The 15,095-nt window shown below is 65.9% G+C and carries 15 protein-coding genes; 3 read left to right on the top strand and 12 right to left on the bottom strand.

Annotation, left to right across the window (positions count from 1 at the left end; translation table 11 throughout):
* Nucleotide 1: 1 nt before the first annotated feature.
* From FHW83_RS14980 to FHW83_RS15025, 10 genes are all read right to left on the bottom strand, one after another.
* Nucleotides 2-859, bottom strand: coding sequence for a c-type cytochrome (locus FHW83_RS14980; RefSeq protein ID WP_229224196.1), 858 nt, complete (start codon nt 857-859; stop codon nt 2-4).
* A complete protein-coding gene (locus FHW83_RS14985; protein ID WP_229224197.1) occupies nt 856-1,218 on the bottom strand; it encodes a c-type cytochrome in 363 nt (120 codons plus the stop codon). Before FHW83_RS14985 ends, FHW83_RS14980 begins: the two co-directional genes overlap by 4 nt.
* Nucleotides 1,215-2,102 carry a cytochrome c oxidase assembly protein gene (locus FHW83_RS14990; protein ID WP_176647162.1) on the bottom strand — a complete coding sequence of 296 codons (888 nt, stop codon included), beginning with the start codon at nt 2,100-2,102 and terminating at the stop codon, nt 1,215-1,217. The genes FHW83_RS14985 and FHW83_RS14990 overlap by 4 nt, the downstream gene beginning before the upstream one ends.
* Entirely contained in the window at nt 2,099-2,698 is a 600-nt protein-coding gene (locus FHW83_RS14995; RefSeq protein ID WP_176647163.1) for a cytochrome c oxidase subunit 3, read from the bottom strand. Before FHW83_RS14995 ends, FHW83_RS14990 begins: the two co-directional genes overlap by 4 nt.
* Nucleotides 2,695-4,548, bottom strand: coding sequence for a cytochrome c oxidase subunit I (gene ctaD / locus FHW83_RS15000; RefSeq protein WP_176647164.1), 1,854 nt, complete (start codon nt 4,546-4,548; stop codon nt 2,695-2,697). Before ctaD ends, FHW83_RS14995 begins: the two co-directional genes overlap by 4 nt.
* Nucleotides 4,545-5,531: a cytochrome c oxidase subunit II gene (locus tag FHW83_RS15005; RefSeq protein WP_176647165.1), complete on the bottom strand. Its 987-nt coding sequence runs from the start codon at nt 5,529-5,531 to the stop codon at nt 4,545-4,547. Before FHW83_RS15005 ends, ctaD begins: the two co-directional genes overlap by 4 nt.
* Before the next feature lie 4 nt (nt 5,532-5,535).
* Nucleotides 5,536-7,845, bottom strand: a complete 2,310-nt coding sequence (locus FHW83_RS15010; RefSeq protein ID WP_176647166.1) for an FdhF/YdeP family oxidoreductase — start codon at nt 7,843-7,845, stop codon at nt 5,536-5,538.
* A gap of 3 nt (nt 7,846-7,848) precedes the next feature.
* Nucleotides 7,849-8,118, bottom strand: a complete 270-nt coding sequence (locus tag FHW83_RS15015; RefSeq protein ID WP_176647167.1) for a GlsB/YeaQ/YmgE family stress response membrane protein — start codon at nt 8,116-8,118, stop codon at nt 7,849-7,851.
* 91 nt (nt 8,119-8,209) lie between these two features.
* The gene (locus tag FHW83_RS15020) at nt 8,210-9,094 is read right to left on the bottom strand and encodes an isoaspartyl peptidase/L-asparaginase (RefSeq protein ID WP_176647168.1); all 885 of its coding nucleotides are present in this window, start codon (nt 9,092-9,094) and stop codon (nt 8,210-8,212) included.
* A 116-nt stretch (nt 9,095-9,210) separates the two neighbouring features.
* Entirely contained in the window at nt 9,211-10,683 is a 1,473-nt protein-coding gene (locus FHW83_RS15025) for a carboxylesterase/lipase family protein (RefSeq protein WP_176647169.1), read from the bottom strand.
* A gap of 106 nt (nt 10,684-10,789) precedes the next feature.
* Between FHW83_RS15025 and FHW83_RS15030 the strand changes: the two genes are divergently transcribed.
* Entirely contained in the window at nt 10,790-11,800 is a 1,011-nt protein-coding gene (locus FHW83_RS15030; RefSeq protein ID WP_176647170.1) for a family 43 glycosylhydrolase, read from the top strand.
* Between the two features lie 18 nt (nt 11,801-11,818).
* Here the strand turns inward: FHW83_RS15030 and FHW83_RS15035 are convergent, their stop codons facing one another.
* Entirely contained in the window at nt 11,819-12,772 is a 954-nt protein-coding gene (locus FHW83_RS15035) for an SDR family oxidoreductase (protein WP_176647171.1), read from the bottom strand.
* 127 nt (nt 12,773-12,899) lie between these two features.
* Between FHW83_RS15035 and FHW83_RS15040 the strand changes: the two genes are divergently transcribed.
* Nucleotides 12,900-13,571 carry a TetR/AcrR family transcriptional regulator gene (locus FHW83_RS15040; RefSeq protein ID WP_176647172.1) on the top strand — a complete coding sequence of 224 codons (672 nt, stop codon included), beginning with the start codon at nt 12,900-12,902 and terminating at the stop codon, nt 13,569-13,571.
* On the opposite strand, the gene FHW83_RS15045 is transcribed toward FHW83_RS15040, so the two are convergent.
* Nucleotides 13,572-13,745 carry a hypothetical protein gene (locus FHW83_RS15045; protein WP_176647173.1) on the bottom strand — a complete coding sequence of 58 codons (174 nt, stop codon included), beginning with the start codon at nt 13,743-13,745 and terminating at the stop codon, nt 13,572-13,574.
* On the opposite strand from FHW83_RS15045, the gene FHW83_RS15050 reads away from it, so the two are divergent.
* Nucleotides 13,744-14,997, top strand: a complete 1,254-nt coding sequence (locus tag FHW83_RS15050; RefSeq protein ID WP_176647174.1) for an NADH:flavin oxidoreductase/NADH oxidase family protein — start codon at nt 13,744-13,746, stop codon at nt 14,995-14,997. The genes FHW83_RS15045 and FHW83_RS15050 overlap by 2 nt on opposite strands.
* Nucleotides 14,998-15,095 lie beyond the last annotated feature (98 nt).

Genomic DNA, 15,095 nt, shown 5'->3' on the forward strand with positions numbered 1-15,095 from the left:
CTCAGTTGGGTGATCGATCACGCAGCAGCCAGCGCGCCATGTCGCGCGCGTCGCGCTCGGTGACTTGCAGCGACGGCATGGCGCTGCCCGGCTTGACCTCTTGCGGATCGCGTATCCAGCGCACCAGATTGTCTTCCGTATTCGGCAGACGGCCAGCCACGTAACGCTGGCGGGCGAATTCCTTCAGCGATGGTCCCACGTCCACCCTTGGTCCCGGCACGCCGGGCAGCACATGACAGGACTGGCACGCGTACTGCGCCAGCGCCACACGTCCGCGTTCCGCGTCGGGCGGCCCCACCGCCATCCGCACCTCGCCCACCGGCTCCGGCGGCGTGGCGAACAGCGCCTGCCCTTCCTCTGGTGTCATGCCCGGCAGGCGTTCGATCAAGGCCACCACGCTCCAGATCTCACGCTCGCTCAGGTGGAAGCGCCACGCCTGCATGCCGGTCATCTTGATGCCATTGCTGATGATCCAATACAGCTCGTTCGGCTGCCAGCGCCGCGTCATGTGCACCAGCGGTCCCGGCGATGGCTGCAACGCCAAACTGGCCAGCCTCGGCGCCACACCGGGCGCGCCGTGACACTGCACGCAATGCTGCGCATACACCTTCACGCCTTGCTGAGCCATGGCCGAGGTGCGCTCCGGCGCCACAATCTCGCGCGCATGATGGCGCACCGAGTAGCGCAGGCCATTCTCAAGCAAGGTGAACACCGGCTGCCAATGCTGTTTGACCGCGCCGACGTCGTACCAGCCCTGGCGCACAACCAGCGCGGCCGCCAGCGCGCTTGCAAGTGCCGCCACGGCCAGCGTCACCAGCGCCGTGCGCAATATCAGGCGTCCGCGTTTCGGCGGCATCATGGTGCCTCCTGATTGTAGAGATAAGCCGCCATATCGCGCGCCTCGGCCGCCGTCACGCCAAGGTTCGGCATGGCGCTGCCGGGCGATGGCCGCATGATCCATCGCTCCAGATTCCGCTGGGTGTTCGGCAGCGTGCCGGCGATATAGCTGGCGTGGGCGATACGCTCCAGCGACGGCCCGCCTTGGGTGTGGTGCAAAGGCATGCCCTGAATGCGATGGCAGGCGGCACAGCCGTAGCGCTCCAGCAACTGCTTGCCGACATAGCGATTGCCGCTGCGCTCGCCCGGCGGGACGGCGGCACGGTCCTGTTCGCATGCGGCCAGCATGGCGCATAGGCACAGTAACAGCAGGCGCTTCATGCGACCCTGCCTTCGGCGGCCAGCCAACGCGCACACAGCGCCAGCGCGACAATCAGATAAGCCAGTCCGCCCGGCACCCACATGATGAGACCGCCTAGCTGCTGGTCTTCCAGCGCGGACAGGCCAAACTGCGCCGCTCCGCCACCATACGCCGGATACCAGATCCGTCCGGACACGGCAAACAAAGCCCCCAGCGCGCCGGTGTGCAGCATGGTGGTGAACAGATAGGCGATGGCCGGGCCACGCGCGACGCCGTCCAGCACCGCCCACCAGAACAACAGCGCCGGAAACAGGAAGCTGGCGTGCTGCAGCGCATGCAAGGCTGGCGACGCCAGCGCCGCTTGAAACAGGTATGGCGCATGCCACAGCCATAGGGCGGCAAAGTGCAGCAGCCATGCGTGCAGCGGACGCGTCAGAGCGCGCCACGCGGCTTGCAACGGCCGCGTTCGCGTCAGCGCGCCGCCACCGCGCCGCGCGGCCGACGGCCATGCCCACAGCCACACGCCTAGCGGCCGGCCCAGTACCAGCAAGGGCGCGGCGACGATCATCAGCAATTCGTGCTGCACCATGTGGGCGGCAAACGAAACGCTGCCCGCTGCATCCAGCGGCGACGCCAGCGCGGCCACCAGCGCCAACCAGCCGGCGCCAAACCACGCACCCTGTCGCAACAACGTCGCTCGTCCATTGCGCGCGCGCAGATAAAGCCGCACCACGCCGACGAGGTACATCGTCAGCGACAGTGCCAGGCAGGCCAGTACCCACGGGTCAGCGCCCCAGGCCGCCACCAGTTCGCCGCCAGACGCCGTCACATGCGCCGACGCGGCCGCAAGAGGGAGGAGCGCCGCGCACGCGCACAAGGCCCAACGCCACAGGAGGCGCCTCATAGCCGCGCTCCCCAAAACACCACCGCATACACCGCCAGCCAGCTAATCAGCACAAAGTACCAGTAGCCCGCGTTCTCGCTGACGTCCACGAACCGCTTGGCCTCCAGCGGCCCGCGCGAAAACAGCACCGCCAGCACGCCGGTGTTGTAGGTATCGGTAATCAGGTGCGTGGTGTGCAACCCCATCAGCATCCACACCACCGATCCGTAAGCGTTATCGTCCCATCGCACGTTCAGCGTGGCGAACTCCCCCACGCGCACCGCCATCAGCAGCACGCCGACCAGCGTGCACAGCCACAATCCGCGCCGCACGCGCTGATGATCGAAGCGTTCGGCGCAGCGCTTGGTCCACGCGTTGGGCACGCCGCTCAGGATCATCAGCGCCGTGTTGAGCGTCCCCCACAGCAGGTCCGGCGGCGGCGCGCGGATCGGCCAGTCCGGCGCCTGGCTGCGCAAGTAGAAATAGCTCATGATGGTCAGGGCAAACAGCATGCCCTCCACCACCATCATGCCGATGGTGCCCCACCACGTCGGACTGGAAGAACCGAACGCGTAATCCGGCAACTTCGCCGCGTCGACAATCCGTGGCTCACTCATGATGTGCTCCGCCTTGGCCAGAACCACGCGGTGCACGCGATCGCCACCGGCACCGCGCCCCACACCACAGCCCAGGGCGTATAAATCGAACCGATGAACAGCACCGTGGTCGCCAGTGCCGTGATGAAAGGCCACGGCGTCGGCTCCGGCATGCGCAGACGATGATCCGGATGCGCATCGGGACCGGAAGTAATCAGGATTTCGCGCTCGCTGGACGACAGGCCGCTCACATGACCGGCCACGCCATCCTTTTCCCACAGCGGAAAGCGGCTGCCCACCACTGGCGGCAATGGGAAATTGGCAGCTGGCGGCGGCGACGTGGTGTGCCACTCCAACGTGCCCCCGCCCCAGGGATCATCACCGGCCGGCTGCCTGCTGCGCCATACGTTGATGATGAACAGCATCACGCTGACGGCGATCATCAGCGCCCCCACCGTGGCGGTCAGGTTCAGCTTGGCCCAGCCCATTTCCGCGCCGTAGGTGTAGACGCGGCGCGGCATGCCCTGCAACCCCAGCACGTGCATCGGGAAGAAGCTGACGTTGAAACCAATGAAGAACAGCCAGAACTGCCACCGTCCCAGCTGCTCGCTGAGCAGCCGGCCGGTAAATTTCGGGAACCAGTAAAAGAACGCGCCAAATAGCGGAAACACCGCGCCCCCCAGCAGCACATAGTGCAAATGCGCGACCACGAAGTAAGTATCGTGCAGCTGCAAATCCAGCGGCACAGAAGCCAGCATCAGCCCGGTCAGGCCGCCCAGCAACAGGATGGCAAAGAAGGCCAGCACGAACAGCAGCGGCGTCTGGAAGCTCAGCCGGCCCCGCCACAGCGTCGCGATCCAGCAAAAGATTTGCACGGCGGTCGGAATGGCGATCATCAGGCTGGCGGCGGTGAAGAAGGTCTTGCCCAGTTCCGGCAGGTTGGTGGCGAACATATGATGCACCCACAGGCCGAAGCCGAGGAAACCGGTCGCCACCAGCGACAGCACCATGGCTGTGTAGCCGAACACCGGCCGCCGCGCGAAGGTGGCGATGATGCTGGAGATGAATCCCAGCGGCGGTATGAAGATCAAGTACACCTCCGGGTGGCCGAAGAACCAGAACAGGTGCTGCCACAGCAGCACGTCCCCGCCTTGCGCCGGCGAATAGAAACGCGTGTCAACCAGGCGGTCGGTGATCAGCGCGGTGCTGGCCAGCATGACGGCCGGCAGCGCGAACAGCACCATCACCGAGGTCACCAGCATGCTCCAGACGTAGAGCGGCAAGCGGCGCAAGCTCATGCCCGGCGCCCGCATCTTGAGGATGGTGGTGATGATGACGATGGCTTCCAGCACGCCCGACAGTTCGGTGAAGGTAATCATCTGCGCCCAGTAGTCGACGCCCTTCTCCGGCGAATAATGCAGGTTGGACAGCGGCACGTAGGCGAACCAGCCGGCATCCGGGCCGATGCCGGCCAGGAAGGCGGCGTACAGCATCAGGCCGCCGAACACGAACACCCAGAAGGCAAAGGCGTTCATGCGCGGGAACGCGACGGTGCGCGCGCCGATCATCAGCGGCACCAGGTAGGTGGCCACGGCCTGCATGATGGGTACGGCGAACAGGAACATCATCGTGGTGCCGTGCATGGTGAACAGCTGGTTGTACAGTTTGGCGTTCACCAGCTTGAGCGATGGCTGCGCCAGTTGCAGGCGCATCAGCAAGGCGAGGACGCCACCGGCGATGAAGAAGCCAAAGCTGGCCAGCATGAAGCGGCGGCTGATGGTCTTGTGGTTGATCGCGCACAGCCAGCCGCGCCAGCCGGGCGGATCGCGCCAGGTCGCTTCCAGCGCCGCCGCGTCCACGGCGGCGGTCATCGCAGCGACTCCATGTATGCCAGCAGCGCGTGCAACTGGTCGGCGGGCAGCGGCGTCGCGGGCATGATGGTGCCGGGCTTGAGCGATGGCGCGTCAACGATCCAGCCGCCCAGATGGCCGCGCGTGTTGGGCAGCGTGCCAGCCGCGAGCATCTGCCGCGACGCCAGGTGCGTCAGGTCGGGCCCGCCCTGCCCGGCCGCCGGCGTGCCCGCGATCGTATGGCAGTTAGCGCAGCGATTGTCCATGAACACCTGCAAGCCGCGTCCCGCCACGCCCTCCGCCGCCACCGCCGGACGCGCCTGCGCCGCCGCCCACGACGCGTATTGCGCCGGCGGCTCGGCCACCACCAGCAAGGCCATCAGGGTATGCTGCTGGCCGCAGAACTCCGCGCACTGCGCGCGATACACACCGGCCTGGTCGGCCCGCAAGCGCATTTCGGTCGCGCGTCCGGGTATCAAGTCCTTCTTGCCGTGCAGGTTGGGTATCCACAGCGTGTGGATCACGTCATCGCTGCGCAAGGTGATGATGGCCGCCCGCCCCACGGGCAGGTGCAACTCGTTCGCGGTGACAAAACGTGCGCCGGTTTGGGGATCGTCGTACACCGCCTGCCACCACCACTGCTTGCCGGTCAGCTCGATGCGCAGCGCGCCCTCGGCCGGCAACTGCGCCAACGCGCTGCCGGTCCGCACATCGGCCCATAACAAGCCCGCCAGCCCGACGGCCGACAGAACCGCCGCCCAGGTCACCGCGCGGCGCGGGCCCACCTCAGGCGTCGACAGCGGCGACACATCCGGCGCACTCTGGAGGCCGCCGCGCCGCGCGCGCCACAGCGCAAGCAATGTCGCTCCCAGCACCAGCACGAACACCACCGTGCACAACGCCAGCGTGCCATGCCAAAGGTTCAGGATGTGCTCGGCCTGCACACCGCCGGGACGTAACACGTCCTGCGCTATGGGAATGATGGCGGACTTGTCGCCGCTCATCGCGCTACCCGTCCACAGCGGCCGCGGCCTGCTCCGACGGCGTTAGCGTGATCGCGATCGACTTGGCCGCCGGCACCTTGCTTTCCAACGCATGGTGCGACAAGGCCAGCAGCGGATTACATTCGGGGTAGTAGCCGCCAACGCAGCCGGACGGCACGTCATACGGCACCAGCCGCAGGCCATGCACCGTGCGCTCCACGCCATCCGCGCTGACCGCGTGCGCATCCACCAGTTGATCCTCCCGCAGTCCCAGCCGCGTCAGGTCGGCAGCGTTGATGAACAACACGCGCCGGCCTCCCTTGATCCCACGGAAGCGGTCATCCTCGTTGTAGATCGTGGTGTTGAACTGGCTGTCGCTGCGCAAGGTGAACAGACGCAGGATGCCGTTGTGCGGCCGGGCCTGGTCGGGATCGGCATCCATCACCGCCGGCACGATGAAGTTGGCCTTGCCGTTCGGCGTCTTCCATTGCCGGTGCGCGGCCGGCACGGGGCGGCGGAACCCGCCCGGTGTCCACATGCGCGCATTGAAGTCGTGGAAAATCTCGGGATAGGTCTGCGCGATCGCATCGCGGATGCGGCTGTAATCGGCCACCCAATCGTCCCATGGCACGGCCGGGTTGTGGTCCAACGTGGCGCGCGCGAGACCGGCAATAATCGCCGGTTCCGAACGCAGCAGCGCGCTGGCCGGCTCCGCCCGTCCCTTGGAGCCATGCATGCAGCCGGTGCTATCCTCCACCGACACCGATTGCTCGCCGCTGGCCTGGCGGTCGATCTCGATGCGCCCGAGGCACGGCAGGATGTAGGCGATCTCGCCATGCACCAGATGGCTGCGATTGAGCTTGGTGGAGACCTGCACCGTCAGCCGTAGCCGCGACCAGGCCTCCTCCATGCGATCCGTGTCCGGCACCGCGCGCAGGAAATTGCCGCCCAGGCCGATGAACGCGGTGACCGAGCCATCCAGCATGCCCTCGCAGGCCTCCACCGTGTTCAGGCCCTTCTCGCGCGGCGGCTCGAAATGATAGAGCTCCTTCAGCTTGTCGAGCGGCGCCAGCTCCGGCTTTTCGGTGATGCCGACGGTACGCTGACCCTGCACATTGGAATGCCCGCGCACCGGGCACACGCCGGCGCCCGGCTTGCCGATATTGCCGCGCAACAGAAGGAAGTTGGTCAGCATCTGCACGTTCAGCACGCCGTGCCGGTGCTGCGTGAGGCCCATGCCGTAGATGCCAATGACTTTTTCGGACGCGGCATAGGTGGCGGCGGCGGCCACCAGGTCCTGCCGCATCAAGCCGGATTCGTGCTCGATGCGCTCCCAACTGGTGGCGCGCACCGTGGCCAGGAATTCCTCCAGCCCGGCCGTATGCTCGGCCAGGAAGGCCGCATCCAGCACGCGCGGCGTGCCATAGGCCTTGGCCGTATCGTCCGCCTCCACCAGGGCCTTGCACAAGCCGAGCAGCGCGCCGATGTCGCCGCCGGCGCGTACCTGCAGATATTGTGTGCTGATGGTGGTCTCGGCCGGCGTCAGCATCTCCACCGGCGACTGGGGATTGGAGAAATGCAGCAGCCCCGCCTCCTTCAAGGGATTGAAGGTGATGATGGGCACGCCGCGCCGGCGCGCCTCCTGCAACTGGTGCAGCATGCGCGGGCTGTTGGTGCCGACGTTCTGGCCGAAGAAGAAAATGCAGTCGGTCTGCGCGAAATCGTCCAGCGACACGGTGCCGATCGGCACGCCGATGGTCTTGGGCAGCGCCACCGAGGTGCTCTCGTGGCACATATTGGAGCTGTCGGGCAGGTTGTTGTTGCCGTACATACGCGCCAGCAACTGGTACATATACGACGCCTCCAGCGAGGCGCGGCCGGAGGCGTAAAACACCACACCGTTGCGTTTCTCCGGCGGCACCGCGCGCAGTTCGCGGCCGATCTCGTCGAGCGCCGTGTCCCAGTCGATCGGCAGGTAGCGGTCGCTGGCGGAATCCCAGCGCAGCGGCGTGGTCAGGCGGCCGACCGCCTCCAGCTGGTGATCGCTCCAGCCCAGCAACTCACCGACGCTGTGCTGGGCGAAGAATTCCTCCGAGCAGCGCTTGCTCGTGACTTCCCAGGCGGTGGCCTTGGCGCCGCTCTCGCAAAACTCGAACGGATGGGGATTGGCCGGCTTGGCCCAAGCACAACTGACGCAGGCATAGCCGTCCGGCTTGTTCTGGTGCGGCAGCAGCTTGCTGCCTTCCAGCACCACGTGCTCGTGCAACAGGGCGCTGCCGACCTCCTTTAACGATCCCCATCCGCCCGCCGCGTTTCCCTGCTCGGTGTGTTTCATGGATTAGCGTGCGCGGCCACGGAACAGCAGGTTGACGATGGCCAGCAGCACGATCGCCCCCACAAACGACACACCCAGCGAGGCCAGGCTGTAGTCACCGTCATTGATGGTGCCGCTGCCGATCATCGGCGCCAGCACAAGCCCGCCGAGAACGGCGCCGACGATGCCGACCACCACGTTCAGGAACATGCCCTGCTGCGCATCGGTGCGCATGATGATGCTCGCCAGCCAGCCCAGTACACCGCCGATTACCAACCAGATAATAAAGCTCATACAACCCCCTTAATGTTATAAACAACGTTGATGGAGAAATCATGGTAAAGGCTTGCGGCACACCACTGTGTGCGGCCGCTCACACAGCACGTCAGGCCTGCGCGATTGGTGTCGCCGCGTTGGCACACCAGCCCGACTGCGTCTTGCTGACCGCGATCAGGCCGGTATCGGCGTCCGGCGGCACCAGCGCGATGCCGCGCCGCAGGGCCTCGTCCAGGTCCATGCCCGCCGCGATCCAGTGGTAGACCTTGCTGGCCAGCGTGTGGCGGATGATGTATTCGCCGATGCCGGTGACGGCCACCGCGCCGTGCGGCCCGGCGTAGAAGCCGCTGCCGATCAGCGGGGTGTCGCCGACCCGGCCCAGCAACGATGGCGCCGAGCCGCCGGTGGAGCCGGCCACCGCGAAATGGCCGTCGGCGTCGCGCACCACGGCGCCCACCGTGTCGCGGCCGCGCCTGCCACGGAAGGCGGGCGAGCAGGCGTAGTTCCAGTAGCGCGCGAAGGCGTCGTTGTCGACCCCGGCCATGGCCGGTTCCTCGCTGGACAGTTGCGCCAGCATTTCGGCATGCTCGCGGCGCGCCTTGTCGGAGATCACGTCGTAGGGTGCGTGGCCCATGGCCCGGGCGAAGCGCAAGGCGCCCTCGCCGGCCAGCAGGCAGTGCGGCGTGCGCGCGACGTCGCGCGCCACCAGGATGGGATTTTTCACGGAGCGCAGGATGGCGACGGCGCCAAGCGTGCCACGGCTGTCCATCACGGCTGCGTCCATCTCGATGGTCTCGCCGTCGAGGCCGAGCGCGGCGCCGGTGCCGGCGTTGAAGCGCTCGTCATCCTCCAGCACCAGCACCGCCGCGATGGCGGCGGCCAGGCCGTCGTCGCCCGCCCGCAGGCGCGCCGAAGCGGCCTCGGCCGCGCGCTGGCAGCCGTCACTCAGTTGTTCACCGGCGCCCGCGCCGCCATGGACTACGATTGCTGTCATTGCTCCCCCGGGTGGATGTGCTCACCCGGCTGATTATGTGCAATCGCTGGTCGCGGCGACATCGGGGCGCATGCCGCGCGCCCGTAAGACTGCGCTGACGGCCGCGCTGCTGGAACTTACTGGAACAGCGAGAAGTCCGGCAGCTTGTCCTTGCCGTCGCCGATCCGGACGATGGAAGCGTTCGAACCATCATACGCCGGCCAGTCCGGCAAGCTGCCGGTGCGGGCGAACTGCACCCAGGTGTCGGCCAGCCGCGCCGCCAGTTGGCGATCGGCTGCGCTCCACTGGCGATGGTCCTGATCGAGGTTGTCGAACACGTAGCGGATTTCCGCGCCATGGCCGGCGCCGCAGCCGTAGCCGCACGGCGTCACCGGCTCGGCGGGACGGTGCGTGAAGTAATACACATAGGCGCGGGACTGGCCATACTTCGCCTGCAGCCCGGCCCAATAGACCTTGCGCCAGCCCCACCAATCGGTGGTCAGTTGGTCGATGGAGGCCTTGGCCTGGGCATCGGTGGCGGCCGGATAGGCGGCCAGCAAATCATCCGAAGGCGCATGGCCCAGCAGCTTGGTCACCAGCTCCTTGTAGCGGGCCGCCGTGAACTCCGATGTGTTGAGGATTTCCGGCGCCAGATCCTTGCCCTCCTCCGCGTTCCAGCCCACCAGCAGCGGCACGTCGTTCTGGCGGTGATTGCGGTACAGGCTGGTCTGGTCCTCCCGCAGCACGCGGCCGTCCACGCTCACGCGCGCGCTCCATGGCTGCTTGTGCAAGGTCTCGACGCTCATGGCGCGCAAGGCGGCCAGGTTCTTCGCGCCGACCGTCCTGGCCAATGCCACGCCGGTGGCTTCCACGCGTTTCTGTTCATAGGCGCTGTATTCGTCGGCGTTCATCGGCCAGCCGGCGTTGCCGCTTTCCGCGATGGCGCGCTGGAACAAACCCTTGGCCATCGGCGACGCCATCAGGATGCCGACCGAGATGCCGCCGGCGGATTCGCCAAAGATGGTGACGCGGCTGGCGTCGCCGCCAAACGCCGCGATATTGTCCTTGACCCAGCGCAGCGCGGCGATCTGGTCGCGCAGGCCCTGGTTGCCGGAATCTTCCTTCAGTTCCGGATGGGCGAAGAAGCCGAAGATGCCGAGGCGGTAATTGATCGTGACGACGATGGCGCCTCGCTTCGCGAGGTTGGCGCCGTTGAACCCGGGCTGGGAACCGGTGCCGCCGTAGTAGCCGCCGCCATGGATCCAGACCAGCACCGGCAGCTTCTCGGCCTTTTCGGGCGCCCAGACATTCAGGTACAGGCAATCCTCGCTTTTGGGATCGGTGATCCAGACCGCCGTCTGCGCGCACGCGGGCGAGAAGCTGGTGGCCTGGCGCACGCCCTTCCACGGCATCACCGGCTGCGGCGCGCGCCAGCGCAGCTTGCCCACCGGCGGCGCGGCGTAGGGAATGCCGAAATAGGTGTTCACCGCGTCGGCGTGGGCGCCGGCGATTTCACCGCCGGTGACCTTGAGCGGCGCGGTGGGCTGCGCCTGCGCCGCCAGGCCGGTGATACACATCGCGATCAACGCGATCGCACGAAATAAGGTCATGAAGTCTCCTTTGTTATAAAAAGTTATCGCTGAACGATAAAAAGTTATTGGCAGCTTGTACGATTTCATCACATTATGCTTCGAAAAAACCGATAGGAGACAAGAAATGGTCCGCTTTGCTTACGCGCTGGCCGCCGCGCTGATGGTGTCGCATGTCACGGCGGCGCCGGTATTCAACAACCCGCTGGTGCAGCAACGCGCGGACCCGCAGGTGATGCTGCACAGCGACGGCTACTACTATTTCACGGCGACGGTGCCGGAATACGACCGCATCGAACTGCGCCGCGTGAAGGACCTCAACGACCTGGGCAAGGCGGACGCGAAGACGGTCTGGCGCAAGCACGCCAGCGGGGTGATGAGCGCCAACATCTGGGCGCCGGAAATTCATTACATCGACGGCAAATGGTATCTGTACTTCACCGCCGGCCGCGCCGACGCGCCGTTCGACATCCGCCTGTACGTGCTGGAGAACGCCTCCGCCAATCCGCTGGAAGGCCAGTGGACCGAGCGCGGCCAGCTCAAGACCGGCTGGGAAACCTTCTCGCTGGACGCCACCACCTTCGCGCTCGGCGCGCAGCGCTACCTGGTGTGGACGCAGCGCCCGGCGTCCTCGACCGAGCACCTGACCGCCATCTACATGGCGAAAATGGACAGCCCGGTATCGATCACCGGCCCGGCGGTCCTGCTGAGCAAGCCGGAATATGCGTGGGAGCGGATCGGCTTCAACGTCAACGAGGCGCCGGCCGTGCTGGTGAAGAACGGCCGCGTGTTCCTGACCTACTCGGCCAGCAAGACCGACGCCAACTACGCGCTCGGCATGCTGACCGCCGACGCCTCGGCCAACCTGCTCGACGCCAAGGTATGGAAGAAATCGCCGACGCCGGTGTTCACCACCAGCGCCGCCAACGGCCAGTACGGCCCCGGCCACAACGCCTTCACCACCACCCCGGACGGCAAGCAGGACGTGCTGATCTACCACGCCCGCAACTACCGCGACATCAGCGGCGATCCGCTGAACGATCCCAACCGCCACACCCGCGCCCAGCTCATCCACTGGCGCGGCGACGGCACGCCCGATTTCGGCACGCCGGTGGCTGACGTCGCGCGGCAGCCCTGAACCGGTATCGATCGATGTTTATTTGGCTTGCACTAGCGCCTCGCTGACGCTCCACAGTCGTTTGGCGACGGCGTCGTCGTGCGCCACCGGGTTGGGCGACCGCAGCGGCCAGCCGCCGGCGCGGGCGGCCTTGTCCTTGTAGCGCGCAATCTGGCTGTAGTAGGCGCCCGATTGCCGCTCCACCTCCGGCGCCAGCAGCGCGTACAGGGTGCTCTGCACGCCTTCCCATGGCTCGATCAGGCCGGCCAGGCGCAGGATCGGCACCACCATCAGGTTCTGCAGCCACATCGGCAGTGGCAGCGACAACAGGTTGGTGCGCACGAAGCCGGGGTTGACGCTGGCGGCGGTCACGCCGGTGCCGGCCAGGCGGCGGCCCAGCTCGCGCGCGTGCAGCAGGTTGGCCAGCTTCGATTGCGCGTACGCTTCCCAGGTGTCGAACGGACGGCTGTGGTAGTTCAGGTCGTCGAAGTGGATCTCGCCCTTGCGGCCCATGGCGTACTCGTGGAAGTAGCTCGACAGATTGACCACCCGCGACGGCGCGCCGGCCTTGAGCGCGTCCATCAGCAGGTTGGTGAGCAGGAAGTGCCCAAGGTGGTTGACGCCGAACTGGGTTTCGAAACCGTCCTTGGTGCGGCCGAACGGCGTTTTCATCACGCCGGCGTTGTTGACCAGCCCCTGCAGCTTCGGATGGTTGCGGTTCACCTCGGCGGCGAAGGCGCGCACCGACGCCAGGTCGCCCAACTCCAGTTGGTAGACGATCAGGTCGGCGGAGCCGATTTCGCGGCGGATCTCGGCGGCAACACGCTGCCCCTCCTTGACGCGCCGCACGCCCATGACGACGGTGGCGCCCTGTTTGGCCAGTTGTTGGGCGGTGACCAGACCGATGCCGGAATTGGCGCCGGTGACGACATAGGTTTTGCCGGTCAAGTTCTTGTTAAGAAGTTCAGGAGAAACCATAAGTGGGGTGGACATTTTGTGCTCCGATGGGAATAGAATAAGAAACCAGTGGTCTTCAATATACAAGACCACCGGTCTCTTGTCAAGCGACCGCGCATTCGCTACAGTTGCGTCCTGCGACATTTTTTGACCACTGACCTTTATGACAACACCCGAACCATTCCAGCGCGCGCGCCGGCCGGAGCAAAAGGAGGAACGCCGCCAGCATTTGCTGGACACGGCCAGGACGGCCCTGCGCGGCGGCATGGAGGTGAGCGAGCTGGGCTTGAATGAACTGGCGCGCCAGGCTCAGATGACCAAGTCGAATGTGTACCGGTATTTCGAGAACCGCGAGGCACTGCTGCTGGCCTTGCTGGAGGAGGAAACGGCGCAGTGGAGCGTCGACCTGGGCGCCCTGCTCGCGGCCGCTCCCCGGGTCACGCTGGAGCAGATCGCGCGGGCTTTCGCCGGCAGCAGCGCGGCCCATCCGTTGATGTGCCGCCTGTTCAGCATCCTGCCGTCGATCATCGAGCGCAACGTGTCGCCCGAACGGCTGACGGAATTCAAGCGCAATTCACTGGCGCTGCTCGCTGGCGCGGCGGAGCAGCTGCACCGCGCCGCGCCAGCGTTGCCGGTCGCCGCGTACCTGTCGTTCATGCGGCAGGCGATCGCCCTGATGATCGGCCTGTGGCCGCTCGCCACCCCGGCTGAAGCCTTGGCCGGCGTGCTGGCGCAGCCGGAACTGCGACCGTTACGCTACGACTTCGAAAGCGATTTCGCTTCCGGCCTGCTGCTGCTGCTGCGCGGCCTGGACTCCGCGACCACGTCGAAATAATCATCCTCGTTCCCACCGTCGCCAACGGCGGCGCCATAAAAATATGACGCCAATCATATTCAAATTTGGCAACACCCCCTGCGCAACCAGTTGAGCACCTGAAAATAATGGTTGCGAAATATGATGAACATAATTATGATGGTCATCATATTTTGAATTCAGAGGTGCTTGCATGACCAATTCCACCCCGGGCGCGCCGCCCTTGCTGACCCAGGCGCTGCGGCTGCCGAATGGACGAACCATCCGTAACCGCCTGGCCAAGGCGGCGACCAGCGAGACGCTGGGCACGTACGCCAACAACCCGACGCCAAGCCTGGTGCGGCTGTACCGCCGCTGGGCCGCCTCCGGCGTTGGCCTCATCATCACCGGCAATGTGATGATCGATCGCCGGGCGTTGGGCGAGCCGGGCAATGTCGTGATCGAAGACGAGGCGGATCTGCCGCTGCTGCGCCAATGGGCCAGCGCCGCCACCGATCAGGGCGCGGCCATCTGGGTCCAGCTCAATCATCCGGGCAAGCAATCGGGCAAGGGCCTGAACGTCAGCAATCTCGCGCCCTCGGCGGTGCCGTTCAGTCCGGAAATGGAGGCGCTCTTCGAGACCCCGCGCGAGGCCACCGTGGCCGAGATCGAGGAAATCATCGAGCGCTTCGGCCGCAGCGCGGCCATCTGCAAGAAAGCGGGATTTAGCGGCGTGCAGATCCATGCGGCGCACGGCTACCTGATCAATCAATTCCTGTCGCCACACCACAATCAACGCACCGACGAATGGGGCGGCACGACCGAGAAACGGCGGCGTTTCCTGCTTGCCGTGTACGCCGAAATCCGGCGCCAGGTCGGTCCCGACTTCCCGGTCGGGATCAAGCTCAACTCGGCGGACTTCCAGCACGGCGGCTTCACCGAGGAGGAGTCGCTGCAAACCGTCCGGGCGCTGGCCGACGCCGGCATCGACCTGGTCGAAATTTCCGGCGGCACCTATGAAACCGGCGTGGCGCAGCCCAAAAAGGCTTCCACCGTGGCGCGCGAGGCCTACTTCATCGAGTTCGCCGAAAAGGTCCGGGCCGCAGTGCAGGTTCCGCTGATGGTCACCGGCGGCTTCCGCAGCGTGACGGGCATGGATGCGGCGTTGCGCTCCGGCGCGGTCGACGTGGTCGGCATCGCGCGGCTGATGGTCATCGATCCCGACGCGCCGGCGTCGCTGCTCAATGGATTGAACAGCAAGCAGCAGGTCCATCCGATCAAGACCGGCATCAAGCAGATCGACCGCCTGGGCCTGATGGAAGTGCTCTGGTACGAATTGCAGGTAAAACGCATCGCCGCCGGCGGCGAGCCGCGCCCGGGCGAAAGCGGCCTGTGGGCCCTGGTGAAATCACTCGCGATGAACGGCTGGGGCACGTTCAAAACCCGGCGCCTGCGCGCCCGCTCATAACGCTCTCACTCACAAAGGAAAACAATATCATGTCCAATCTTCTCAAACGCAATCGTCAAGTCCTGCAAGCGGGCATTCTCGCGTCCGCGCTGAGTGCG

Origin of the sequence: Duganella sp. SG902 (assembly GCF_013376005.1) — a bacterium.
Taxonomy (GTDB): domain Bacteria; phylum Pseudomonadota; class Gammaproteobacteria; order Burkholderiales; family Burkholderiaceae_D; genus Rugamonas.

Bases quoted from the DNA above. Each gene is read 5' to 3' on its own strand.
- FHW83_RS14980 (WP_229224196.1), bottom strand. From the start codon at position 859: ATGATGCCGCCGAAACGCGGACGCCTGATATTGCGCACGGCGCTGGTG.
- FHW83_RS14985 (WP_229224197.1), bottom strand. From the start codon at position 1,218: ATGAAGCGCCTGCTGTTACTGTGCCTATGCGCCATGCTGGCCGCATGC.
- FHW83_RS14990 (WP_176647162.1), bottom strand. From the start codon at position 2,102: ATGAGGCGCCTCCTGTGGCGTTGGGCCTTGTGCGCGTGCGCGGCGCTC.
- FHW83_RS14995 (WP_176647163.1), bottom strand. From the start codon at position 2,698: ATGAGTGAGCCACGGATTGTCGACGCGGCGAAGTTGCCGGATTACGCG.
- ctaD (WP_176647164.1), bottom strand. From the start codon at position 4,548: ATGACCGCCGCCGTGGACGCGGCGGCGCTGGAAGCGACCTGGCGCGAT.
- FHW83_RS15005 (WP_176647165.1), bottom strand. From the start codon at position 5,531: ATGAGCGGCGACAAGTCCGCCATCATTCCCATAGCGCAGGACGTGTTA.
- FHW83_RS15010 (WP_176647166.1), bottom strand. From the start codon at position 7,845: ATGAAACACACCGAGCAGGGAAACGCGGCGGGCGGATGGGGATCGTTA.
- FHW83_RS15015 (WP_176647167.1), bottom strand. From the start codon at position 8,118: ATGAGCTTTATTATCTGGTTGGTAATCGGCGGTGTACTGGGCTGGCTG.
- FHW83_RS15020 (WP_176647168.1), bottom strand. From the start codon at position 9,094: ATGACAGCAATCGTAGTCCATGGCGGCGCGGGCGCCGGTGAACAACTG.
- FHW83_RS15025 (WP_176647169.1), bottom strand. From the start codon at position 10,683: ATGACCTTATTTCGTGCGATCGCGTTGATCGCGATGTGTATCACCGGC.
- FHW83_RS15030 (WP_176647170.1), top strand. From the start codon at position 10,790: ATGGTCCGCTTTGCTTACGCGCTGGCCGCCGCGCTGATGGTGTCGCAT.
- FHW83_RS15035 (WP_176647171.1), bottom strand. From the start codon at position 12,772: ATGTCCACCCCACTTATGGTTTCTCCTGAACTTCTTAACAAGAACTTG.
- FHW83_RS15040 (WP_176647172.1), top strand. From the start codon at position 12,900: ATGACAACACCCGAACCATTCCAGCGCGCGCGCCGGCCGGAGCAAAAG.
- FHW83_RS15050 (WP_176647174.1), top strand. From the start codon at position 13,744: ATGACCAATTCCACCCCGGGCGCGCCGCCCTTGCTGACCCAGGCGCTG.
- FHW83_RS15045 (WP_176647173.1), bottom strand. From the start codon at position 13,745: ATGCAAGCACCTCTGAATTCAAAATATGATGACCATCATAATTATGTT.